At 61.2% G+C, this 23288-nt stretch carries 20 protein-coding genes; 7 read left to right on the top strand and 13 right to left on the bottom strand.

Features of this window, described 5'->3' with window-relative positions:
* Window positions 1-37 precede the first annotated feature (37 nt).
* Window positions 38-1666, top strand: a complete 1629-nt coding sequence (locus WCX49_RS12745) for a CTP synthase (protein WP_345985449.1) — start codon at window positions 38-40, stop codon at window positions 1664-1666.
* A complete protein-coding gene (gene recJ / locus WCX49_RS12740) occupies window positions 1650-3248 on the top strand; it encodes a single-stranded-DNA-specific exonuclease RecJ (RefSeq protein ID WP_345985448.1) in 1599 nt (532 codons plus the stop codon). Before WCX49_RS12745 ends, recJ begins: the two co-directional genes overlap by 17 nt.
* An 84-nt stretch (window positions 3249-3332) precedes the next feature.
* On the opposite strand, the gene WCX49_RS12735 is transcribed toward recJ, so the two are convergent.
* The 9 genes from WCX49_RS12735 to WCX49_RS12695 form a co-directional block, all read right to left on the bottom strand.
* Window positions 3333-4667, bottom strand: a complete 1335-nt coding sequence (locus tag WCX49_RS12735; RefSeq protein WP_345985447.1) for an MFS transporter — start codon at window positions 4665-4667, stop codon at window positions 3333-3335.
* 95 nt (window positions 4668-4762) lie between these two features.
* Window positions 4763-5953 (bottom strand): replication-associated recombination protein A, encoded by a 1191-nt coding sequence (locus tag WCX49_RS12730; protein WP_345985446.1) that lies wholly within the window; start codon window positions 5951-5953, stop codon window positions 4763-4765.
* Window positions 5954-5955: 2 nt separating this feature from the next.
* Entirely contained in the window at window positions 5956-6354 is a 399-nt protein-coding gene (locus WCX49_RS12725; RefSeq protein ID WP_345985445.1) for a secondary thiamine-phosphate synthase enzyme YjbQ, read from the bottom strand.
* Window positions 6351-7121 carry a pseudouridine synthase gene (locus tag WCX49_RS12720; RefSeq protein WP_345985444.1) on the bottom strand — a complete coding sequence of 257 codons (771 nt, stop codon included), beginning with the start codon at window positions 7119-7121 and terminating at the stop codon, window positions 6351-6353. Before WCX49_RS12720 ends, WCX49_RS12725 begins: the two co-directional genes overlap by 4 nt.
* Entirely contained in the window at window positions 7118-8086 is a 969-nt protein-coding gene (locus WCX49_RS12715) for a KpsF/GutQ family sugar-phosphate isomerase (RefSeq protein ID WP_345985443.1), read from the bottom strand. The genes WCX49_RS12720 and WCX49_RS12715 overlap by 4 nt, the downstream gene beginning before the upstream one ends.
* Before the next feature lie 50 nt (window positions 8087-8136).
* Entirely contained in the window at window positions 8137-8739 is a 603-nt protein-coding gene (rdgB, locus tag WCX49_RS12710) for an RdgB/HAM1 family non-canonical purine NTP pyrophosphatase (protein ID WP_345985442.1), read from the bottom strand.
* A 14-nt stretch (window positions 8740-8753) separates the two neighbouring features.
* Window positions 8754-9968 carry a gephyrin-like molybdotransferase Glp gene (gene glp, locus WCX49_RS12705; protein ID WP_345985441.1) on the bottom strand — a complete coding sequence of 405 codons (1215 nt, stop codon included), beginning with the start codon at window positions 9966-9968 and terminating at the stop codon, window positions 8754-8756.
* On the bottom strand, window positions 9965-10414 hold the full coding sequence (locus WCX49_RS12700) for a molybdenum cofactor biosynthesis protein MoaE (RefSeq protein ID WP_345985440.1): 450 nt from the start codon (window positions 10412-10414) through the stop codon (window positions 9965-9967). The genes glp and WCX49_RS12700 overlap by 4 nt, the downstream gene beginning before the upstream one ends.
* A gap of 3 nt (window positions 10415-10417) precedes the next feature.
* Entirely contained in the window at window positions 10418-10639 is a 222-nt protein-coding gene (locus WCX49_RS12695; RefSeq protein ID WP_345985439.1) for a MoaD/ThiS family protein, read from the bottom strand.
* A gap of 109 nt (window positions 10640-10748) precedes the next feature.
* On the opposite strand from WCX49_RS12695, the gene WCX49_RS12690 reads away from it, so the two are divergent.
* From WCX49_RS12690 to WCX49_RS12675, 4 genes are read left to right on the top strand one after another with little or no spacing between them, the layout of a single operon-like run.
* Window positions 10749-11402, top strand: a complete 654-nt coding sequence (locus tag WCX49_RS12690; RefSeq protein WP_345985438.1) for an MqnA/MqnD/SBP family protein — start codon at window positions 10749-10751, stop codon at window positions 11400-11402.
* Window positions 11403-11452: 50 nt separating this feature from the next.
* Window positions 11453-12379, top strand: a complete 927-nt coding sequence (locus WCX49_RS12685; protein WP_345985437.1) for a cytochrome c peroxidase — start codon at window positions 11453-11455, stop codon at window positions 12377-12379.
* The gene (locus tag WCX49_RS12680; RefSeq protein WP_345985436.1) at window positions 12376-14490 is read left to right on the top strand and encodes an EAL domain-containing protein; all 2115 of its coding nucleotides are present in this window, start codon (window positions 12376-12378) and stop codon (window positions 14488-14490) included. The genes WCX49_RS12685 and WCX49_RS12680 overlap by 4 nt, the downstream gene beginning before the upstream one ends.
* A 1-nt stretch (window position 14491) precedes the next feature.
* Entirely contained in the window at window positions 14492-17680 is a 3189-nt protein-coding gene (locus WCX49_RS12675) for an NAD-glutamate dehydrogenase domain-containing protein (RefSeq protein WP_345985435.1), read from the top strand.
* Between the two features lie 3 nt (window positions 17681-17683).
* Here WCX49_RS12675 and WCX49_RS12670 read toward each other — a convergent pair whose 3' ends face one another.
* Together WCX49_RS12670 and gltX are read right to left on the bottom strand one after the other, a co-directional pair.
* Complete coding sequence (locus WCX49_RS12670; protein ID WP_345985434.1) at window positions 17684-18964, bottom strand: malic enzyme-like NAD(P)-binding protein; 1281 nt, start codon at window positions 18962-18964, stop codon at window positions 17684-17686.
* Window positions 18965-18976: 12 nt separating this feature from the next.
* Entirely contained in the window at window positions 18977-20365 is a 1389-nt protein-coding gene (gltX, locus tag WCX49_RS12665; protein WP_345986815.1) for a glutamate--tRNA ligase, read from the bottom strand.
* Window positions 20366-20573: 208 nt separating this feature from the next.
* On the opposite strand from gltX, the gene WCX49_RS12660 reads away from it, so the two are divergent.
* Window positions 20574-21419 (top strand): SurA N-terminal domain-containing protein, encoded by an 846-nt coding sequence (locus WCX49_RS12660; protein ID WP_345985433.1) that lies wholly within the window; start codon window positions 20574-20576, stop codon window positions 21417-21419.
* Window positions 21420-21481: 62 nt separating this feature from the next.
* On the opposite strand, the gene WCX49_RS12655 is transcribed toward WCX49_RS12660, so the two are convergent.
* Together WCX49_RS12655 and accB are read right to left on the bottom strand one after the other, a co-directional pair.
* Window positions 21482-22822, bottom strand: a complete 1341-nt coding sequence (locus tag WCX49_RS12655) for an acetyl-CoA carboxylase biotin carboxylase subunit (RefSeq protein WP_345985432.1) — start codon at window positions 22820-22822, stop codon at window positions 21482-21484.
* On the bottom strand, window positions 22822-23274 hold the full coding sequence (gene accB / locus WCX49_RS12650; RefSeq protein WP_345985431.1) for an acetyl-CoA carboxylase biotin carboxyl carrier protein: 453 nt from the start codon (window positions 23272-23274) through the stop codon (window positions 22822-22824). The genes WCX49_RS12655 and accB overlap by 1 nt, the downstream gene beginning before the upstream one ends.
* Window positions 23275-23288: the final 14 nt, after the last annotated feature.

Here is a 23288-nt window from a genome sequence, read left to right as displayed (position 1 = left end):
TAATTGCGAAAAAATAAAGCTTCAAACGGGGTCTGCGATGACGAAATATATCTTTGTAACGGGCGGGGTACTGAGTTCCCTCGGAAAAGGGATCACGGCCGCTTCCATCGGTGCGTTGCTGAAGCATGCCGGCAAAAAGGTCGGGATGCTCAAGATCGACCCCTATATCAACGTCGACCCGGGGACGATGAGCCCCCTGGAACACGGCGAGGTCTTCGTGACCAAAGACGGTGCCGAGACCGACCTCGATATCGGGAACTACGAACGTTTCCTCGATACGGCGTTCCTGAAAACGAGCAACTTCACGACCGGCCAGGTCTACAGCTCGGTCATCGAGCGCGAGCGTGCCGGGGGCTACCTGGGGCAGACCATCCAGGTCATCCCGCACATCGTCGGCGAGATCGTCGACCGTATCAAAATGGCGGGCGAAGGGCATGATATCCTCGTCGTCGAGCTCGGCGGGACCGTCGGTGACATCGAGGGGCAGCCGTTCATGGAGGCCGTGCGTCAGATGAAACACGACGAGGAGGTCGCCGGCACCTTCTTCATCCACGTCACCCTGATCCCCTACATCAAAGCGGCCGGCGAGCACAAAAGCAAACCGACGCAGCACTCGGTCCAGGAGCTTCGCCGTATCGGTATCACGCCGCAGATGATCATCGCGCGCAGCGAGCATGCCCTACCGAAGACTTTCAAGAAAAAGCTGGCGTTCTCCTGTGACGTCCCCCAGGACAGCGTCATCGAGGCCCTGGATGCACCGAGCATCTACGCGGTGCCCATCAGCTTCATGCACCAGAACATCCTGCCTCCGATCGCCAAGGCGCTGGAGCTGGGCGACCTGAACCCGGATATGGAGCAGTGGGACGCGCTCGTGAAGAAGATCGTCTCCCCGCAGGAGCGTATCAGCATCGGTTTCGTCGGCAAGTACCTGGAGCTCAAAGAGTCCTACAAGTCCCTGATCGAGGCGCTGATCCATTCGGGTGCCCACCTGGATACGAAAGTCGACTTCTGCTGGGTCGACAGCGAGGAGATCGAGGAGCGCGGCGCGGAGGCGCTGCTGCAGGATTGCGACGCGGTCCTCGTCGCCGGCGGTTTCGGTTCGCGCGGGGTCGAAGGGAAGATCCAGGCGATCCACTACGCCCGTACGAACAAGGTCCCCTACCTCGGCATCTGTCTGGGAATGCAGCTCACCCTTGTCGAGTACGCCCGCAACGTGCTGGGCTACGAGGGTGCCAACTCCGTCGAGTTCGACGAAGAGACGCCGTACCCGATGATCTACCTGATCGACAACTTCATCAACCAGAGCGGCGAGACCGAACTGCGTACGCACAAGTCCCCGATGGGCGGGACCCTGCGCCTGGGCGAATACCCCTGTGATACGAAAGAGGGCTCTTTGCTGCGCGAAGCCTACCGCGGCGAAAAGACGATCTTCGAACGCCACCGCCACCGCTACGAGGCCAACCCGACCTACCGCAAGGCGCTTGAAGATGCCGGCATGATCGTGACCGGTGAATCCAACGGCCTGATCGAAGCCGTCGAGATCCCGGCGCACCCGTGGTTCCTCGGTGTCCAGTTCCACCCGGAATTCACGTCGCGCCTGCAGACGCCGAACCCTTCCATCCTCGCCTTCGTCAAGGCGGCACTGGCCCATGCCAAAGGCGCCTGACGCCCCGCTGCTGGACAAGCGTTCGCTCGAGGCACTGCTGCGTTCGCGCTTCGGCTCGGGCTTTTCCAAACTCTCCGATATCCCGGACCCCGCCGGTCTGACCGACGCCGCGAAGGCCGCCAAACGGATCGCCGATGCCATCAGAGGCGGCGAACGCATCGCCCTGGTCGGGGATTACGACGTCGACGGGGTGACCGCAACGGCGATTACGACCCTCTTTTTCCGGCAGATTCCCTACCCGCTCGAGGTGACGATTCCCAACCGTTTTACGGACGGCTACGGCGTTTCGGAGCGCGTGCTTGAGCGCATCGATGCCGACGTCGTCTTTACCGTCGACAACGGCATCAACGCCTTCGCCGCGGCCGAGGTGTGCAAAGCGCGCGGCATCGACCTGATCATCACCGACCACCATACCCCTTCGGACACGCTGCCCGACGCCTACGCCGTCGTGGATCCCAAGCGCGAGGACGACCACTACGCCTTTCCGGAGATCTGCGGGGCACAGGTGGCATGGCTGCTGATGGCGCTGATCAAGAAGGAGCTGGGGCTCGCTATCGATATGGGGCAGTTCCTCGAGCTTCTCGCCCTGGCGGTCATCGCCGACGTCATGCCGCTCGTGGGGATCAACCGTGCGATCGTGCAGGCGGGGCTCTCCCAGATGGAACACTCTTCCCGCCCTTTCTCCGTCATTGTCCGCGAGGCGCTGGGGAAAACGAAACTGGGCGCGGAAGATATCGGTTTCCAGGTCGCGCCGCGCATCAACGCTGCCGGCCGCCTGGAAGACGCCTCTTTGGCCCTGGAGCTGCTGATCGCGCCGGATGAGCAGACGGCCTTCAGGCAGTACGAGCTCCTGACCCAGCTCAACGCGATGCGCAAGGCCATCGAAGCGGAAGCGACGGAAGAGGCGATCGCGCTGGTCCGGCCGGACGACCGGGTGATCGTCGTCGCGCACGAGGGGTGGCACGAAGGGGTGGTCGGTATCGTCGCCGCGCGGCTGGTCCAGCGGTTCGAGCGGCCGGCCATCGTGCTGAGTATCGAGGAGGGACGGGCCAAGGGGAGCGCGCGTTCGCTCGGCAACGTCAGTATCTACGATCTGATCGCCACCCAGGAGGCGCTGCTCGAAAAGTTCGGCGGCCACAAGATGGCGGCGGGGCTCTCCCTGCGTGCCGGGGACGTTGACGCCTTCCGCGAAGGGATCAACGCGGAAGCGGCTGCGCTCGATCCGGACGATTTTCTGCCGGTCGAAGAGATCGTCGGGCAGCTCGATACGGGCAGCGTGGATTTCGAACTGCTGGAGATCCTGGAGCGCTACGAGCCCTATGGCGAGGGAAACCCGCGGCCGCGCTTCCTGGCGCGGGACGCCGAAGTGGTCGGGATCCGCTACCTCGGCAGCGACGGTGACCACTCCAAGGTGAGCCTGCGGCTTTTCAGGCATGAACGCCAGACCTTCGACCTCATGGCCTTCCGGCGGAAACTGGAACGTCCCGAGAGCGGCCGCCTCACCTGTAGCTATACCCTGGCCCGCAACGAATGGGGCGGCCGGGTCTCCATCCAGATGATGCTCGAACGCCTCTACGGCTAGGCATCGGCCGTTTTACCGGCGCTTTATTTCTTACCCGTTTTTCAGAAGATTTTTACAGGAGTGCAGTGAGGGGCCCGCGCGGCGTCAGGCCGCTTTGAGCATAAGGGTTTTGAGTCCCTCTTCGGTGAGGATCTCGGCATCGTACTTGATAATAATGAGGCTTTCGGTCTCGTTGACGTAGAAGTCGGAGATCCCCTCCATCCCTTTGAGCGTCGGTACTTTTGCCTTGTCATAGGATTCGAAGTCGAGGAAGATCGTCGCGCGCAGCCCCGGATTGCGCATGCCGAGGATCCAGAGGAACCAGAGGACCGATGCACCCATGACGAAAAGGGCTACCCCCTCTTTGGAGTAGTGCTGGTAGAGCGCCCCGCCCAGGGCGCCGCCGATGAAGATACCGATGTAGGCGAAGGTATTGGCGACGCCCAAGGCCGCCCCCTTCTGGTGCACCTTGGCGAATTTGCTGACGAAGCTCTGGAGCAGCGGCTCGAACATGTTGAAGCCGATGAAGAAGAAGACGGCGCCGACCGCGAAGGCCCAGAAGGAGGTCGTGAAGCCCATCAGCGCGAACGCGGCGATAATGAAGCCGATGGAGATGAGGAAGATCTGCTTGCCTTTGGCGTATTTCTCGCCGAAGACGGCCGCCGGTCCCATCGCGAGGATCCCGAATACGACAGCGGGGAGATAGACCTTCCAGAACTCCATCGTGCTCATTTCAAACTGCTGTTTCATGATGATCGGAATCAGGAAGAAAGCGATGGCCATCGTCGAGCTGTGGAAGAGGAAGGTGACGTACATACGCACCAGCTCCTTGTCCTTGAAAACGTGCTTGATCTGCGCCTCGTCTTCGCTGTAGTGGTGGACGATCTGCGGCGGTTCCGGTACGGCGGTGAAAAGGATGACGAGGGCGGTAACGGAGAGGATCGCCGTCAGCCAGAAGAGGGTGGAGACGGACCAGACGCCGGCGACGAGCGGCCCGATGATCATGGAGGCGGCGAAGCTCATCGCGATGACCATCCCCATGACGGCCATGGCGTGGGCGCGTTCGTCTTCGCGGACCTGGTCGGCGATCATCGCGGTGACGACGGAGCCGATCGCACCCGCACCCTGCAGGAAGCGGCCGAAGAGCAGCCAGTAGACGTTGTCCGCCAGGGCGGCGATCACGGAACCGGCGGCAAAGATCAGCAGGCCGACGAGGATCGTCTTTTTGCGGCCGAGTTTATCGCTCATGGCCCCGAAGGGGACCTGCAAAAAAGCCTGCGTCAGCGCGTAGCCGCCCAGGGCGACCCCGGCGAGGAAGGGCGTACCGCCCGGCAGTTCCAGGGCATATTGCGACAGCACGGAGAGGACGATAAAGAGCCCGAAAAAGCGCAGGCCGATGATCATACTCAGCGGGAGGGTTTTCTTCATGATGGTTTTCATCAAGCATCCTTGGACGGAAAAAATCCCCGTATTATAAGAAGAAATACTTAGGGTGTATGTTTACTTTCGGTACAGAAGGTGGCTTTATTGTTCGTTTAAGCTGGCTCCCCGTCCCCGCGTATTTTACGCAGCCACTCTCCCATCTTCTGTTCATAACCGATGGGGTTGAAGTCGACGAAGTGCAGGGGTTCGGTAAGGTACTCCTGCGGCACCCAGCCGCCGAAGTCGTGGGGGTAAAGGTAGTGTTCGTTGAACTGGCGTATCGTCGGCGGCGGATCGAGCAAAACGCCGTTCCTGACCGCCTGCTGCGCGGCATTGATGGCATTGTAGGCGCTGTTGGACTTGGGCGAGGCGCAGAGGTAGATGACGGCCTGTGAAAGGATGATCCGCGCCTCGGGGTAGCCGATCTGCTTGACGGAGGTCATGGCGGAGGTGCAGAGGGTCAGTGCCTGGGGGTTGGCGTTGCCGACGTCTTCGCTGGCCAGGATGACGAGGCGGCGGGCGATGAACTCGGGCGGTTCGCCCCCCTCGATAAGCCGGGCGAGGTAGTAGACGGCTGCGTCCGGGTCGGAGCCGCGGATCGATTTGATCAGCGCCGAGGCGAGATCATAATGCTCCGTGGCTTCGGCGCTGCCCCGGCTCTGGGCGGCGGGGCGCAGGCTCTGCAGCAGGTCGCGGTCGATGCTGCTGCGGATCGCCAGGGCGAACTCCAGCAGTTTCAGCATCGCCCGGGCGTCTCCGCCGCTGGTGCGGATAAGGTAGTCGCGGGCATCCTCTTCAATGGTGCACCCCGACTGGGCGACGGCCTTCTCCAGGATCGTGGCCATCGCCGTTTCGTCCACGGGCTTCAGCTCAAAGAGCATCGAGCGCGAGCGCATCGCCGCCGTCAGCGAAAAATAGGGGTTTTCAGTGGATGCACCGATGACTAACACGCTGTTAGTCTCCATAACGGGCAGCAGAACCTCCTGCTGGTTCTTGGCCAGGCGGTGCACCTCGTCGATAAAGAGGAGGGGGCGGGTAAGTGCGTTTCTGTACTGGTCGAAGATCTTGCGCAGCTGCTCGATTTTCAGCGAGGTCGCGTTGAATTCGTAAAAGGGGAGGTCCATCACCTTCGCGATGATGCGGGCGATCGAGGTCTTGCCCGTGCCGGGGGGACCGTAAAAGAAGGTGTGGCCCAGGGCGTTTTTTTCGCAGAGGGTCCGCAGCGGCGCGTCCGGCGCGCTCAGATGCGGCTGCCCCAGCAGGGCGTCGAAGGAGTCGGGACGGAGCAGTGCGGTGAAGTCCATCCCTAGCCGGCGATGATCTTGATCATGACTTCGCGTGCCTCGCGCGGCCCGTCGAACTCGGCAAAGAGCACGCCTTGCCATTCGCCCAGCAGCGGGCGGCCGCCGACGACGGGGAGGGTCACGCTGACACCGGTGCGCGCCGACTTGATGTGGGCCGCGGCGTTGCCGCCGCCGTGGGCGTAACGGACGTTGTCCGGCGCGATCCGCGCGAGCGATCCCAGCAGGTCGCGCTGCAGCCGCGGGTCGACGTTCTCGGAGAGCAGGATCCCCGTCGTCGTATGCGGGGTAAAGACGACGCAGATCCCCTCTTTGACCCCCGAAGTGATCACGGCTTCCCTGACGTCTTCAGTAATGTCGGTGATCTCCGTTTTGCTTTTGGTCGTGAGCGTCAATGTTTTCATTTCTTCTTCTCCTCTTCTTTGATGAAGTCGCGCAGACTGGCGTATTCGCTGCGCGAAAGGAAGCGCGTTTTCCCCGTCGGCAGGTTGTTAAGTTCGACCCCGCCGTAGGAGAGGCGTTTCAGGTCGGCGACCTCGGCGCCGAAATGGGCGAAGAAACGGCGGATCTCGCGGTTCTTCCCCTCGCCGATAGCGATCTTGAGGATGGAGTAGTCGTGGCGGTTCTTCTGCACCTGGAAGGCGTAGAAGGGGGCGAAGGTCATTGCTTCGATATCACTTTTGCCATGGCCTCCGGCCGAGGCGTCCTCGAGGTGCATCCCCTCCCGCATCGCCTCTTCCATCGCCTCGGTCACGGGCCCTTTGATCTTCACCTTGTAGACCCGTTCCAGCGCGGAGTGCATCAGCACGGAAGCGACGCGGGGACTGTCGGTCAACAGCAGCAGCCCCTCGGTGGCGTAGTCGAGCCGTCCGACGGGAATGAAGTGCTTGTACGGCTTCTCAAGGGTGTCGTAGATGGTACGGCGCCCCTGGGGGTCTTTTTTGGTGACGAGTTCGCCGCGGGGTTTGTTGTAGACGATGACGGTCATCTTCTCGACGGTACTGACTTTTTTCCCGCTGATGTAGACCTCGTCGTTCTTTTCGTCGACCTGGGTAGCGGGGTTCGTGACGACCTCGCCGTTGATGCGGACATACCCGTCCTGGATGGCGCGGTCGGCCTCGCGGCGCGAATAGGTGGAGTGGTGCGAGATGAATTTGTTGAGACGCGTCATGCGATCCCCTTTTCAACGAGGTCGTGCAGGTGGAGCACGCCGTGGATATGGCCGGCCGTATCGGTGACGATAAGCAGCTGGATCTTTTTCTCTTCCATCAGTACCAGCGCATCGCTGGCGAGCATTTCGCTCTCTCTGACGGTCCGCGGTTCGGGGGTGGCATAGGTTTTCGCCGGGGCATTGATGTCAAAGCCGGGCTTCATCAGGGCGCGGCGGAGGTCCCCGTCGGTCAGCAGGCCGTGAAGCGTGCCGTCGCTGCCGGTCAGCAGCACGGCGCCCAGGCGACCCTCGCTCATGGTGACAATAGCCTCTTTGAGCGGGGTGTTCTCGTCGGTGACGGGCAGCTGCTCCTTGCGCATGACGTCCGCGACCTTGACGAAGAGCTTCCGGCCGAGGCTGCCGCCGGGGTGGAAGGAGGCGAAATCCTCTTTCCGGAAGTCCCTGGCTTTCATCAGGCAGACGGCCAGAGCGTCGCCGACGGCGAGGGTCAGGGTCGTTGAGCTCGTCGGGGCGACGCCCAGGGGGCAGGCTTCGCGTTCGACGCGGATGGGCACGAGCACGTCGCTGTAGCGCCCCAGCGTCGACTCGGCGCTGTGCGTCAGGCCGATCAGCGGAATGTCGAACCGTTTGATGTGCGGCAGGATGGAGCTGAGCTCCTCGCTCTCGCCGCTGTAGCTGATGGCGAGGACGGCGTCCTCCTTGCCGATCATGCCCAGGTCGCCGTGCAGCGCCTCGGTGGGGTGGAGGAAGAAGCTCGGGGTTCCCGTCGAGGCCATGGTGGCGGCGATTTTGGCGCCGATCAGGCCCGATTTTCCCACCCCCGTCACGATCAGTTTGCCGCGGGTTCCGAGGATAAGGTCGACGGCGAGGTTGATGCTTTCATCAAGGGCGTCCGAGGCCGTTTTCAGGGTGTCGGCCTCGATGGAAAGCACCTCGCGTGCTACGGGAATATAGTTTTGTTTCATAGAGAGATTATAACTGAAATGTCGTTAAGGCTGGGATGATGTGGCAGGCGCTAGTGGCGCGCCTTGCGGATGGTGGCCAGGACGACCTTGGCGAGGCCGAGGGCCTTGGAGCGGTGGGAGATACGCTTCTTGATCTCGCCGTCGAGTTCGCCGAGGGTCTGATCGTATCCCTGGGGGATGAACATCGGGTCGTAGCCGAAGCCGCCGTCGCCGCGGGGGGTGTCGATGACCTTCCCGTGCATCCAGCCGTGGACGGTGTATTCGCCTTCGCGGCAGACGATGCTGATGGCCGCGGTGTAGAAGGCGGGGGACTCCGTGAGTCCTTTGGCTTTGAGGGCGTCGACGAGCTTGTTGAGGTTGTCTTTGTCCGTCGCGCCTTTGCCGGCGTAGCGGGCGCTGTAGATGCCCGGGGCGTTGTCCAGTGCCTCGACGCTGATGCCGCTGTCGTCGGAGAGGACGATGGCGTCCGGGTCGTTCAGAGCGTCATAGACGGTGCGTGCCTTGATCATCGCGTTTGCGGCGAAGGTGTCGCCGTCCTCGACGATCTCGCCGAGGTCGACGAGGTCGCTGAAGGCGACGACCTCAAAGCTGTCGCAGAGCTGGGCGATCTCCCGGATCTTGCCCTTGTTGGAGGTGGCGAGTACGAGTTGCATCTTCTCTCCCATCGTTACAGCCGGTCGAGGCGGATGACCCGGACGACGGTCCCGGCTTCCAGCGGGCCGTCGCTCTCGTCGGTGATCATCAGGGCGGCGTTGCCGAGCATGTTGGTGAGCACCGCGGAGGAGGCGGTCTTCTTCTCTTCGAAGTCGACCAGGTAGCGCCCTTCGCTGAGTCTCAGGTTGCAGGTTGTGAATTCGCTCTTGTTCGAGCGCTTGTTGAAGGGCTCGGCCAGGGTCGCTTCGACGATGGCGTGGCCGGGGTCGCGCCCGAGCATTCTGCGGATCAGCGGCAGCGCATAGAGGACGAAGGTGACGGTGGAAGAGTAGGCGAAGCCGGGCAGGGCCAGGATGAACTGGCTGCCGCGCTGGGCGACCATGACATGCTGTCCCGGTTTCATCCGTACCCCTTTGAAGATGACGGTCGCCCCCAGCGCGGGGACGACGTCCTTGACGAAGTCGTAGTCGCCGACGCTGACCCCGCCGGTACTGACGACGATATCGCTGCACGCGAGCGCATTTTCGAAGGCGGCCGTGATGCTGTCGCGGTCATCCTCGGCGGTCCCGAGCTGGACGACTTCCGCACCCGCGCTTAGCGCCAGTGCGGCGAGGGTGTAGTTGTTTGAGCTGCGGATCTGCGAATCGGTGCGTTCGGGTTCGCCGAGGTCGAGGATCTCGCTGCCGGTCGAGAGGACGCCGACGCGGGGGCGGCGGGCGACGGGGATCATGACGCGGTTCAGTCCCGCCATCACCCCGATCTCGGCATAGCCGATAGTCGTGCCGGCGGGGATGAGGATCTCGTCTTTGAAGTAGCTCTCGCCGACGGGGCGGACGCTGAACCCTTCGCGGACGGGCGTGTCGATGCGGATGGCGCCGTTTTCGACCGTGACGTTCTCGATGGGGATAAGGGTGTCGGCACCCTCGGGCATCTTGGCGCCGGTGAAGGTCTTGACGGCAATGCCGCTGCGGACGGCTTCGCGGCCGTCGCTGCCCGCGGGGTTGTCGCTGTGGGCCAGGGCGATCGTACCTTGCGCCTGATCATTGGCCACGATGGCATAGCCGTCCATGGAGGCCGTCGGGTGGCGCGGGTAGTCCTCGTCGGCGACGATGTGCTCGGCGAGAATACGTCCCAGCGTGTCAGGCAGGGCGACCTTTTCGACACGGACGCGGCCGGTGTCGAGGGAGAGCAGGCGGTCGACGGATTCGGTATAGGAGAGGAAACTCACGCGTCACCTCCAGCCAGCAGCCCGCTGCCTTTGATGGCGGTGGAGCGGTCATCGGCATAGATGCGTTCGCCGTTTACGAGGTCATACTTCCAGATGGGGGCGCTGGCTTTGAAATCCTCGACAAACTCTTCGATCATCTCCAGCGCGACGCGGCGTTTCGGGGAGAAGACGGCGGCGATATAGGAGGATTCATGCAGTAGGACATCGCCGCGGCTGTGGGCCATCTTCAAGACGGCACCCCGTTCGGCGGCTTTCTCCTGCCAGGCGTCGAACCAGCTGTTTAGGATCGGTTCGTAGATGTCGAAGCTCAGCCCTTCGATGCCGTTCTCGTCGCGGACGGTCCCGACGAAGGGGATATAGGCGCCGTAGTTGCTCTGCGCCTCCTCTTCATACCAGCGTGTCAGCAGTGCGGGCACGTCGAGTGCCCCGTCATAGAGTTCCAGCACCCCTCAGCCTCCGCAGACCGGCGGAAGCAGGGAGATTTTGTCCCCGGATTTCAGCGGGGTCTCGAGGCCGGAGACGAGGGTGTCGTTGACGGCGACGGCGCTGTTCTCCAGCCAGGGGGCGAGTTCCGCGTCCTCGCGAAGGGCCTTGGCGACATCGGCCAGGGTGGCGGCTTCCATCTCGATGGCCGGTTTGCTGATCGGCCCCAGGAATTCGATACGAACCATATTGACAATCCTTATGAAAACAAGTCCGTGATTATAACAAAGCGGAGTTGAGGACGGGTTATTTCAGAGGAGGCGCCGTATAATTGTTAGCTTTATTTCAGGAGGGACTATGCGTTTTGGCCGGATCGAATACCTGAATCTGCTGCCGTTTCACGTCTTTATGAAACGCTACGTACGTTCGTCGCAGTCGCAGATGATGCTGCGCCACGGCTCGAACGTCCCTTCCGCCATCAACCGCGCCTACCGGATGCGCAAGATCGATGCCGCGTTCATCTCCAGCATCCGTGCCAAGGGGCAGAAACACCTGGACCTGGGGATTATTGCCGACGGTCCCGTGCAGAGCGTGCTGCTGCTGCCTTCCGAGACCTCTCAGACGGATAGGGCCTCGGAAACCTCCAACGCCCTGGTCCGGGTGCTGGGGCTTGAAGGGAGGGTCCTCATCGGCGATCCCGCGCTGCGGGCCTACCTGGAGGGCGTCGAAGCCCTGGACCTCGCCGAAGAGTGGCATAAACGCTACGGCCTCCCTTTTGTTTTCGGACTGCTGTCGTACCAGGCGAACGAAAAACAGATGCGGCGGCTGGCCGATGCTTTCGCCCGCCGTCGCCAGAAGATCCCGCAGTACCTGCTCAAACGCGCTTCCGCGCGTACCGGCGTCCGCCCGCAGGATATCCTTGCCTATCTGGAGGGGATCCACTACCGTTTGGATCACCGTGCCCGCCGCAGTCTTCACCTTTTCTGGCGTCTGACGGAAAAGGGGCGCTGAACACACCTTCCGTTTAAAAAGCGGGGGCCGCTTATGCTATACTCGATCTCATGAAATACTGGTTCGCAGCGATCGTTTTATCGGCCTTTTCTTCGCTTGCGTTGGGGCAGGAACCCATCGAGCCGCTTCCCCGGCATGTGGCGTATGATCCGGCCAAGGCGGCGCTGGGGAAGAAGCTCTTCAGCGAAACCCTGCTTTCCAGTGACAAAACGGTGGCCTGTGCCACCTGCCACAGTTTCAACTACGGCGGCGCGGACCCCCGCCCGGTCTCCATCGGGGTCGGCGGGAAAACGGGCAACGTCCAGTCGCCGACCGTGTACAATGCCCGCTACAACTTCAAGCAGTTCTGGAACGGGCGTGCGGAGTCGCTCACGGAGCAGGCCAGCGGGCCGATCCACAACCCCGTCGAAATGGGAATGGAGAGTGCCACGGTGACCCGGCGCCTCAACGCGGATCCCGCCTATGTCAACGCCTTTGCCGCCGTTTACGGCGAAGAAGGGATTGTCTATGAGCAGGTGATCGACGCCATCGTCGAGTTCGAAAAGGCGCTGGTGACGCCCGACAGCCCCTTCGACCGCTTCCTGCGGGGCGAAACCACCCTCTCTCCGCTGGAGCTTGAGGGGTACCAGCGGTTCAAGGCCTACGGCTGTATCACCTGCCACAACGGGGTCAATATCGGGGGGAACTCTTTCCAGAAGATGGGGCTCTTCGTCCCCTATGAACACGATGAAGCGGCCCCGGACCTGCATGCCATCACGAATAAACGCAGCCATGTGAATGTCTACAAGGTCCCGACGCTGCGTAACATCGCCCTGACGGCGCCCTATTTCCATGATGCATCTTCCAAGACCCTGACCGACGCGGTGCAGAAGATGAGCTACCACAACCTGGGGGTGGAACTGAGCGACAAGGACGTCAAGGCGATCGTGGCGTTCCTCAAAACGCTGACCGGCGAGCGTCCGGAAGTGCTGCGATGAGTGCGCTGCTCCGGCAGATCGGCTGGAAACCCTTCCTGGCGCTTGCGGCCGGGATAGGGTCGTTTTCACTCCTGCTCTATTTCTACCTGTCACAGCGCCATGTCGAGTACAACTTCCGGGAGGTGCGGGGGCATTTTCATACGATCGACCGCAACTACCACCGGCTCAACTACGAGATCCTGCGCAGCTCCCTCTTCGCCTATTCCAACCAGGACGAAATCACGGGGGATCTCGATACGCTGAAGCATGAGTTCGAGGCGCTGCGGAAAAACGCGTTTTTGCGGCGCGATGCCTACGGGCAGAGCTACCGCTCCCTGGTACGGCTGGGCGAAGCGCTGAACCGGTACGAAACGATGATCGGCGACTTTATGATGCTCAACGCCGGGATCAAGAACTCCTTTGTCTACATCACCTCGCTTTCGGCGCAGAAGGTGAAGCTTTTCGAAGACGATCCGGTGACCTATGCCCGTATCCTCTCCATCATCGCGGAAGTCTCCCAGGCCCGGATCCTTTTCGATGCCACCTTCCTCGGCGATCTCAATGAAGAGGTGGAACCGCTGGGGTATCTTTCGGGCATGTCCAAAGAACAGGCGACCCTGATCCGGAGTTTTATGCTGCACGTGCATTACATTGCCGCAAACTATCCGGGGTTCGTGCAGAACGTGAACCGTATCGAAACTTTCGACCTCGACCGGCGGATCGTGGAGCTGGAGACGCACTTCCTCGATGAGGCGAAGCTGGATTACGAGATGCTTGACCGTTTCGTCGTCATCCTGGCGGCACTTTTCCTGGCGGCCCTGACCCTGGTCATCGGCCTGCTGGTCCATGCCGGCAACGAGAACCGCCGTCTGCGGGAGCTCGAGGGGGAGCTGCGCCACGCGATCAGCCATGACCAGCTGACGGGACTGCTCAGCCGCAACCGCTTCGAACAGCTGCAGGCGCAGTTCGAATCTCCGTATTTGCTGCTGCTCAACCTGGACCGTTTCAAACATGTCAACGACTTTTACGGCAGTGCCGCCGGCAATGCGATTCTCAAAGAGATCGGCCTGCTGATCCGCCAGCCGGTCCTGGAGCCGTACCGCCCCCACTACTTCCGACTGGGCGGGGATGAGTTCGGCGTGGTGCTCCAGGGGATCGACGCCGAACGCGCGCGGCAGATGGGGGTGATGCTGAAAAAAAGCATCGAGGGGTACACCTTCTTCGTGGACGATATCGAGGTTTACCTGACCGTTTCCGTCGCGGTCAACGGCGTGGCGCCGCTGCTGGAGAATGCGGACCTGATCCTCAAGTATGACAAGGCGCGACACAGCGAAGGGGTGCTGGTCTTCTCGGAGGAGCTGCATCTCAAAGAGCAGGCGGCCAGGAACATCGCCACGGCACATGGGCTCAAAAGAGCCCTCGACCGCGACGCCATCGTACCGTGGTTCCAGCCTATCGTGCGGCTGAGAAGCGGCGAGGTCGCCAAGTATGAAGCCCTGGTGCGGATGGTGGGAAGCGACGGGGCCGTCAGCGGCCCGGCGGCCTTTTTGAAAACGGCGATGCAGACCCCCTATTACCGCCGGATCACCGCGGTCATGGTGCAGAAGGTCTTCGAGGTGATGGCGGGGTACGATACCCGTTTCTCCATCAACCTCGGGATGCGTGACCTGGCCGACGAAAAGATGGTCTCGATGCTGCTCTCCCTGCTGGAGACCTACAAAGAGCGTGCCGGCCGTCTTGATATCGAACTGCTCGAGAGCGAAGAGCTTGACGACCTGGAGTCGGTCAAAGATTTCATCAAGCGGGTCAAGGCGTACGGCTGCCGGGTCGCCATCGACGATTTCGGCGTCGGGTACTCCAACTTCGCCTACCTGCTGGAACTGGATATCGATATCCTGAAGATCGACGGTTCGCTGATCTCGAAGGTGGTCGGGGACGAGATGACCAAGCATACCGTCAAAACCATCGTCCGTTTCGCCAAGCAGCTCGGCTTCGAGATCGTCGCGGAATTCGTCGAGGATGAAGCAACGATTGCCGTGCTGGAGACGATGGGCGTCGAGTACGGACAGGGATACTACTACGGCCATCCCGCACCGTCGCCGGAGGGAGTGACATGCAATACAAGGAGTTAACATGAGCCCGGAAAGCCAGCTCGGCGCGGTCTGTTCGCAGCTGCTGCATCCCCAGGACCTGGAGATCGGGGATGAACTGCTGAGCGCGCTGCGGCAGACCCCCATCGTCACGCAGATCACCCAAGCCGAAGGCAAGGCCGCCGTGAGGCTCTATTCCCGGGAGCAGCTGCTGCTCTCCGACATTACCCCGATCCTGCACGACTTCGCCTTTGTGGTGGTGGATGAGGTGACCTATACGATCGAACCGGAGAAGAAGCCGGTCCATGTCTGCCGCTTCAATCTGCAGGTCGATGACACGGAGGCCTTCTCCAGGGCCAAAACGAATATCGAGTCGGTCATCACCGATTCGCTGCTGGGGCGGACCTTCAGCAGCTGCCGCATCTATTCGCTGGTCTATAAGCAGAACCTGAGCCTGCGCCAGGTGACGCTGCTGCGCTCCTTTATCGAATATATCAACCAGGCCGTGCCGTCGATCAATTTCGAGACGATCCTGCACACCGTCACCCGGCATGACGAACTCTCGGCCATGCTGCTGCACTATTTCGCCGCGCGTTTCAACCCGGAGGTCAAAACGCGGTCCCAGAAAAGTACGGAAATAGAGGGGATTATCACCGAGGCGATCAAAGCGGTTCCCGACATCATGGACGACAGGATCCTCAAACTGCTCTTCGCGATGCTCGGCGCCATGAGCCGGACAAACTACTACCTTGACCGCGGCGCAATCGCCTTCAAGCTCGATATGACGAAGTTCGCCGAACACCTCCGCGGAATTCAGCCGCGCATCGAGGCTTTCGTCTACCACCGGGATTTCCGGGGCGTGCACCTGCGCATGGGCCCCGTCAGCCGCGGGGGACTGCGCTGGAGCGAACGGTATGACGACTACCGCAGCGAGATACGCTCCTTGATGGTGACCCAGGAGGGCAAGAACGCGATCATCATCCCCGACGGCGCCAAAGGCGGCTTCGTCATCGACCGGCCGCGCAGCGAGATCACCAAAGAGCTCTTCAGCGAGATCTACAGCACCTTTATCGAGAACCTGCTGGACCTTGTCGACAACGTTGTGGATGGCGAGGCCGTGCACGACGACCGGATCGTGGCCTATGACGGGGAGGACAGTTACTTCGTCGTCGCGGCGGACAAGGGCACGGCGGCGATGAGCGATACGGCCAATGCCATCGCGCTCAGACGGGCTTTCTGGCTGGGGGATGCTTTTGCCAGCGGCGGAAGCAACGGGTACGACCACAAAGCGATCGGGATCACGGCCAAAGGGGCCATGCGCTCGACACAGCGCTTCTTCCTCGAGCGCGGCATCGACCTCTACAACGACCCCATCACCGTCGTCGGTATCGGGTCGATGAACGGCGACGTCTTCGGCAACGGGGTGCTCCTCTCACGGGCGTTCAAACTGCTCGGCGCGATCTCCCACCGGGAGATCTTCATCGATCCGAACCCCTCGCCGCAGGAAGCGTACGAGGAGCGCAAGCGTCTCTTTGGCTCTAAAGACGGCAGCTGGGGGGCGTATAACAGGGAGCTGATCTCCGCCGGAGGCGGGGTCTGGAACCGCAGCGACAAGGCGATCCCGCTCAGCGACGAGATACGGCGGATGCTCCAGACCCAGGTGCGCTACATGAGCGGGGAGGAGCTGGCCCGGGCCCTGCTGTGCATGAAGGTCGACCTGCTGTTCAACGGCGGGGTCGGTACCTATGTGAAACACTCCGATGAGAGCGACTTCGAACTGGGGGACAAGCAGAACGAATCGGTGCGGATCAATGCCGCACAGTTGCGCTGTTTCGCCGTCAGCGAAGGGGGGAACCTCGGCTTTACCCAGCGCGCCCGCATCGAGTATGCCCTCGGCGGCGGCAAAATCAACCTTGACGGCATCGACAATGCCGGCGGGGTCGACACCTCCGACCACGAGGTCAATATCAAAATCCTGCTGGAATCGCTGAGCCGGAAAGGGCTGCTCGATCAACAGAGCCGCACGGAGGTGCTCGGGCGCCACGGCGAGCAGGTGGAGAACAGTGTCCTGTGGAGCTGTTACCGCCAGGCGCTGGCGATCTCGCGCGACGAGCAGCTCAGCCGGGTCTACCTGGAGGATTTCCAGGAGGCGATCGACGTCATCGCCGAGGAGAACCCGGTCTTCAACCGCCGCGATTTCTTTATCCCGAAAAAAGAGAACATCATCGAGGTGCTCTCCGCCGAGGGGGGGATCGTGCGGCCGATCCTCGGCTCGCTGCTCTCGTATGCGAAGATCTTTATCAAACAGCTGATCATCGATACGGAATTGATCGACGAGCAGTTCGCCCAGCGCTACCTGTACAAATACTTCCCGAAGGCCTTCGTCAGTGCCTACGAGGAGGAGATACGCCACCACCCGCTGCGCCGCCAGATCATCGCGACGATGATCGCCGACATGGTCATCAACAACCAGGGGGTCTCATTCGTCAGCGACTTCCGGCGGCTGGGCAAGGCGCGTTTCCTGACGAAGGTCCGCGCCTACCTGATCTGTAACGCCCTCTTCGGGGCGAACGACATCCGCCACACGATCTTCCGTTCCGACTATATCATGCCGGTACGGCAGCAGTATGCGCTGCTGGACCAGATCGAACACGTGCTCAATTTCGCGACGCGCTGGATGGTCAAATATGTCGATGTCGAATCAATCGACGCGCTCCATTTCATCGAGCACAGGGAGGAGCTGTTCGACATGCTCTCGAAGATCAAACCGAAACAGCCGCGGATGCTCATAGAGGGGAACGACACCTTCAACCGCTTCTTCGACGTGCTGGATTACCTGCGCTTCGCGGTGGCGGTCATCGTTACCAAAGAGCAGAGCAAGCACTCCTTCAGCGACGTTGCGACGCTCTTCTACCTGGTCATCGAGCGGTTTGCGATTCTCAAGATCATCAATATTCTCAATGCCCTCGATCTCAAAGACGAACGGGATCTCAACCTGCGGCGGCAGCTGCTGCAGTTCGTCGAGTATATCGCCGTGCACTATACGAACCGCATCCTGGCCTTCCAGCGTATCAACGAACCGCCGGTGGAAGCGTTCGAGAACTTCCTGGCCAACGACCGGGAGGCGTTTGCCGATATTCTGGAGTCGATCGCGGCGCTGGAGACGAACCAGAAGCCGTCCCTGCGGGACGTGACGCTTCTGGTCAACCTGCTGATGACCTCGGTGATCTAGCGCCTATTCGGGCTGGCAGTCGACGCAGATACGCTCGGCGAGCGCTTTGCGGTAGGCATCGATATCGAAGGCACCGATCCGGGCGACGCCCGTGTGGATCGCCGCCGCGGCGACGGCACTGGAGACCTCGACGATGAGGCGCTTGTCGAAGGGTTTGGGGATGAGGTAGTCACGGCCGAAAGAGAGTTCGGTGCCGTAGAGTTCGTTCAGGTAGTCGGGGACTTCCGTCCGGGCCAGGCGTGCGAGGGCCTCGGCGGCGGCGATTTTCATCTCCGTATTGATCGCTTTGGCGCGTACGTCGACGGCCCCGCGGAAGATGAAGGGGAAGCCCAGGACGTTGTTGACCTGGTTGGGGAAGTCGCTGCGCCCGGTGGCGACGATGGCGTCGGGACGGGCATCGCGCACCAGTTCCGGCATGATCTCCGGGGTGGGATTGGCGAGGGTGAAGACGACCGGGTTTTCGGCCATGCGCTTGACGTCGTCCGTGCTGAAGGTGCCCGGGCGCGAGAGGCCGACGACGACATGGGCGCCTTCGAAGGCGTCACTCTGGCTGGCGGGCACCTTGATGGCGAACTCCGTTTTATAGGCATTGAGGTCGCTGCGGCCCGTATGGACGACGCCCTTGGAGTCGATCAGGATGATGTTCTCCACGCCCAGGTAGCGGTAGAGGCGGGCGCAGCTGATGGCCGCGGCCCCGGCCCCGACGATGACAATGCGCAGGGTCTTGATGTCGCGCCCCGTCAGGCGGCAGGCGTTCATGATGCCCGCGGCACTGATGACGGCGGTGCCGTGCTGGTCGTCGTGCATCACGGGGATGTCGAGGCGGGCGGCAAGCCGTTTCTCGATCTCGAAGCACTCCGGTGCCTTGATATCCTCGAGGTTGATACCCCCGAAGGTGGGGGCGATCGCCTCGACAACGCTGCAGAAACGTTCGATGTCCTTCGTATCGACTTCGATGTCGAACGCATCCAGGTCGCTGAACTTCTTGAAGAGGACGGCTTTCCCCTCCATGACGGGCTTGGAAGCCTGTGCGCCGATATCGCCGAGTCCCAGGACCGCGGTGCCGTTGGAGACAACCCCGATTAGGTTCGCTTTGGCGGTATAGCGGTAGGCGTCTTCGGGGTTCTGCTCGATGGCAAGGCAGGGCACGGCGACCCCGGGGGTATAGGCCAGGGAGAGGTCCCGCTGGCTTTTGAAGGATTTGGTGACGCTGATGCCGAGTTTGCCGGGGGTGGGTTCGGCGTGGTAGGCGAGGGCCTCGTCATTGGTAAGCGGGTTGGACATGGGAACTCCCTTTCAGTCGAGTTGTGCCGTCAGTCCGGAGATGCGTGCAAGCGTCTCCTCACGGCCGATTGCCGCCATGATGGTATCGACGCCCGGGCCGGAAAGTTTGCCCATCAGGGCCAGGCGCAGCGGCATGCCGATCTTGCCGAAACCGATTTCCATCTCGGAAACGACTGTTTCCATCAGGGCGTGGTAGTCGGTCGGGAGGTGAAGCTCGGGCGTGGCTTCGATTTTGGCGGCGAAGGCTTTCAGGACGGCTTTCGAGTCGGGTTTGACGGCTTTTTTGAAAGCCTTGTCGTCATACTCGGCCGGTGCGGTCAGGACCTCTTTGACCATTTCGGCGAGTTCGACGAGCGTCTTGGCACGCTCTTTGAGGGCGTCGAGCAGGATCTCTTTCTTGTCATGGGCATTCAGGTCGACACCGAAGGGGGTCAGTTCGCGGGCCAGTGCCTCGTTGGCGAGGTTCTTGATGTAATGGGCGTTGAGCCAGTCGAGCTTCTCGGTATTGTAGATGGACGCCGACTTGTTGATATTGTTCGGATCGAAAAGTCTTTTCATCTCGTCAACGGAGAAGATCTCCTGGTCGCCGTGGCTCCAGCCCAGGCGGACGAGGAAGTTCAGCAGCGCTTCGGGGCGGTACCCCTGGCGCTTGTACTCCATCACGTCCGTGGCGCCGTCGCGTTTGGAGAGTTTCTTGCCTTCGCTGTTGTGGATCATCGGTACGTGGTAGAAAGCGGGGGCTTTGAAGCCCAGCGCCTCGTAGACGACGAGCTGTTTCGGCGTATTGGAGAAGTGGTCGTCCCCGCGGATGACTTCGTTGATGCCCATCAGCGCATCGTCGACGGCGACGACGAAGTTGTAAGTAGGCGTGCCGTCGGCGCGGGCGATGATGAAGTCGTCGAGGATGTCGTCGACGTTGAAGGTGACTTCGCCCTTGATGCCGTCATAAACGGTGATGGTCCCCTCGGTCGGCGCCTTGATGCGGATGACGGGATTGACGCCTTCGGGCGGCGTGCCGGTAAAGTCGCGGTAGCGGCCGTCGTAGCGCGGACGCTCTTTGCGCGCCGTCTGCGCTTCGCGCAGGGCATCAAGCTCCTCTTTGCTCATATAGCATTTGTACGCCTTGCCCTCCTGGAGGAGCTGGTCGATATACATCTGGTAGACACCCGTGCGCTTGGACTGGTAGAGGATCTCGCCGTCATGTTCGAGGCCGATCCATTCGAAGGCATCGACGATCGCCTGGGCCGCATCCTCGTTGTTGCGGCTTTGGTCGGTGTCCTCGATACGCAGAACGAATTTCCCGCCGTTGCGGCGGGCCCAGAGCCAGGAGAAGAGGGCGGTGCGCAGCCCCCCGATGTGCAGGTATCCGGTCGGGCTGGGAGCGAAACGGGTGACAACCATGGTATACAAACCTTTTTTTTGGCGCCATTATAACTCATTGCGGTTTGGAGGTAGGAAAAGCGCGGCGCGGCGGCAGGCTTTGCCGGTTTTTCCAAAAGCGGAGCGGCAAAGACGTCCGCGTGCGGTGCCGGCCGGGGCGAAAAACGGACGCCGGAGCGTCCATTCAACAAAAACGGGTAAAATGGTACCTTTCAATCAGGAGATCTCTTTGCAAAAAACCGCACTGCTTTTCATACTTTTTACCGTGGCGTTGTACGCCGGGATGGTCGACGGCGTCGCCATCCTTGTCAAGGAGGAGCCGATCACCCTCTATGCCATCACGCAGAAGATGAAGGAGAACGGCATGACGCAGGCGCAGGCCGTTGACATGCTGATCCGCGAAAAACTGGAGGCCCAGGAGGTCGCCCAGCGCGAGCTCAGCGTCACCGAGACCGAGCTGCAGGAGCGCATCAAGCAGATCGCCGGGCAGAACAACATGACGACGGCCCAGCTCTTCGATGCGGTCTGGCAGACCGAGCACCTGAGCCGCAGCGATTTTGAAGCCAAGCTCAAAAAGTCGATGCTGACCCAGAAGCTGTACGGGGCGATCGCGATGGCCAATATGGAGGAGCCCGGCGATGCGGAGATGCAGGAGTATTACCGCCTGCACTCGGACAAATTCTCCCACCCGGAGCGCTTTGACGTGACCGTTTACCACGCCACCGGCCAGGGCGTTTTGAAACGGAAGATGGACAACCCGATGCTGATGCTCCCGGAGGTGACGATGCAAGAAGCGTCGCTGCCGTATGAAAAGATCGAACCGCAGCTCGCAGCACTGCTGATCAAAACGGAGATCGGTGCCTTCACGCCGATACTGACCGACCCGAAAGGGGGCTTTGCATCTTTCTATGTCCGCAACAAAAGCCTCCCGATGATGCAGCCGTTTGAGACGGTCAAGGCGCAGGTTCAGGAGGAGATGATGGACGATGCGCGCGAACAGACCCTCAAGGACTATTTCGACCGTGCCCGCCTGAATGCGGAGATCACTGTCGTCCGTCTGCCGGACCGGCAATAGGGAACCAAAGCGTAAAACAGCGTAGCGTTGTTTGCGGGTGAAAGCGGGTGGGGCCTGAGGCCTTACCCTTTGTAGTTTTCGAGGTACTTCGTATCGAAGTTGTTGGAGATGAAGTCGTCGTTCGCCATCATTTTGATGTGGAAGGGGATCGTCGTGCGGATACCGCTGATGGTGAATTCACTCAGCGCACGGTGCATGCGTTTGATCGCGTGGTCACGGTCGCGTCCGTAGACGATCAGTTTGCCGATCATGGAGTCGTAGGTCGGCGGAACGATGTAGCCTGCATGCGCGTGGGTGTCCATACGCACGCCGATACCGCCCGGTGCGATCCATTCGCTGATCTTGCCGGGGCACGGGAGGAACTTGATAGGGTCCTCGGCCGTGATACGGCACTCGATGGCGTGACCTTTGAGTACGATCTCCTCTTGTTTCGGGAGCGTCTTTCCTTCGGCCACCTGGATCATCAGCTCGATAAGGTCGAGGCCGCTTACCTCTTCGGAAACGGTGTGCTCGACCTGCAGACGGGTGTTCATCTCCATGAAGTAGAAGTCGAGGTTCGCGTCGAGCAGGAACTCGAATGTCCCGGCGCCTTCATACTTGATGAACTCCGTGGCACGGACGGCGGCGGCGTGGAGGCGTTCGCGGACTTCCGGGGTCAGGATGACCGCCGGGGACTCCTCGATAAGCTTCTGGTGGCGGCGCTGCATGGAGCAGTCGCGCTCGCCGACGTGGATGACGTTGCCGTGGCTGTCCGCCATGATCTGTACCTCGATATGGCGCGGGTTCAGGATGAACTTCTCCATATAGATGGTGCCGTCGCCGAACGCGGTGATCGCTTCGGATTCGGCGGCAAGGAAGGCGTTTTCGAGGTAGCTCTCATCCTCCACGACGCGCATCCCGCGTCCGCCGCCGCCCTGGGCAGCTTTGAGGATGACCGGGTAGCCGACTTCGCGGGCACGCTTTTTCGCGTCCTCGATATCGGTGATGGCACCGTCGCTTCCCGGGACGACCGGGACGCCTGCAGCGATCATGACGTCCTTGGCTTTGGACTTGTCCGACATCAGTACCATGACTTCCGGCGTCGGCCCGATGAACTTGATACCGTGGTGCGCACAGATCTCTACGAAGTGCTGGTTCTCGCTCAAAAAGCCGTAGCCCGGGAAGATGGCATCACAGCCGCTGACTTCCGCAGCGGAGATGATGGCGGGGATATTGAGGTAGCTGGCGCTGCTCGGCGCTTCGCCGATACAGATGGCGGCGTCGGCCAGCTCGAGGTAGGAAGCGCCTTTGTCCCCTTTGGAATAGACGGCAACGGCTTCCTTCCCCATCTCTTTAATGGTACGGATGGCACGCAGGGCGATCTCGCCGCGGTTCGCGACCAGGATACGCTTGATCTCTGCCATTATAGCTTCTCTACCACGAACAGCGGCATGTCGTACTCGACCGCTTGGCCGTCGGAGACGAGCACGTCAAGGATTTTACAGTCGAATTCCGCTTCGAGTTCGTTCATGATCTTCATGGCTTCGAGGATCGCGATGACCTGCCCTTTTTTGATCGTGTCGCCGACTTTGACGAACGGGGCGGAATCCGGTGACGGTGCCGCATAGTAGGTTCCGACCATCGGGGAGAGGATCTCGTCACCGCTGACAGAAGGGGCCGGTGCTGCTGCCGGGGCTGCTGCTGCCACCGGGACGGCTGCAGGTGCTGCGACCGGTGCAGGGGCGGCTACCGGTGCCGCGACGGCACCGATGACTTTTTCCAGTTCCATCTCGAACCCTTCTTTGGTGATCTTCAGTTTGGAAAGGCCGCTCTCGTCAAACTCCTGCATCAATGCCTTGATCTGTCTCATATCCATGTCAAAACGCTCCT

Source organism: Sulfurimonas sp. HSL-1656 (assembly GCF_039645585.1).
In the GTDB taxonomy this organism is placed as follows: Bacteria; Campylobacterota; Campylobacteria; order Campylobacterales; family Sulfurimonadaceae; genus Thiomicrolovo; species Thiomicrolovo subterrani.
This window is presented reverse-complemented; position numbering and strand designations above follow the sequence as displayed.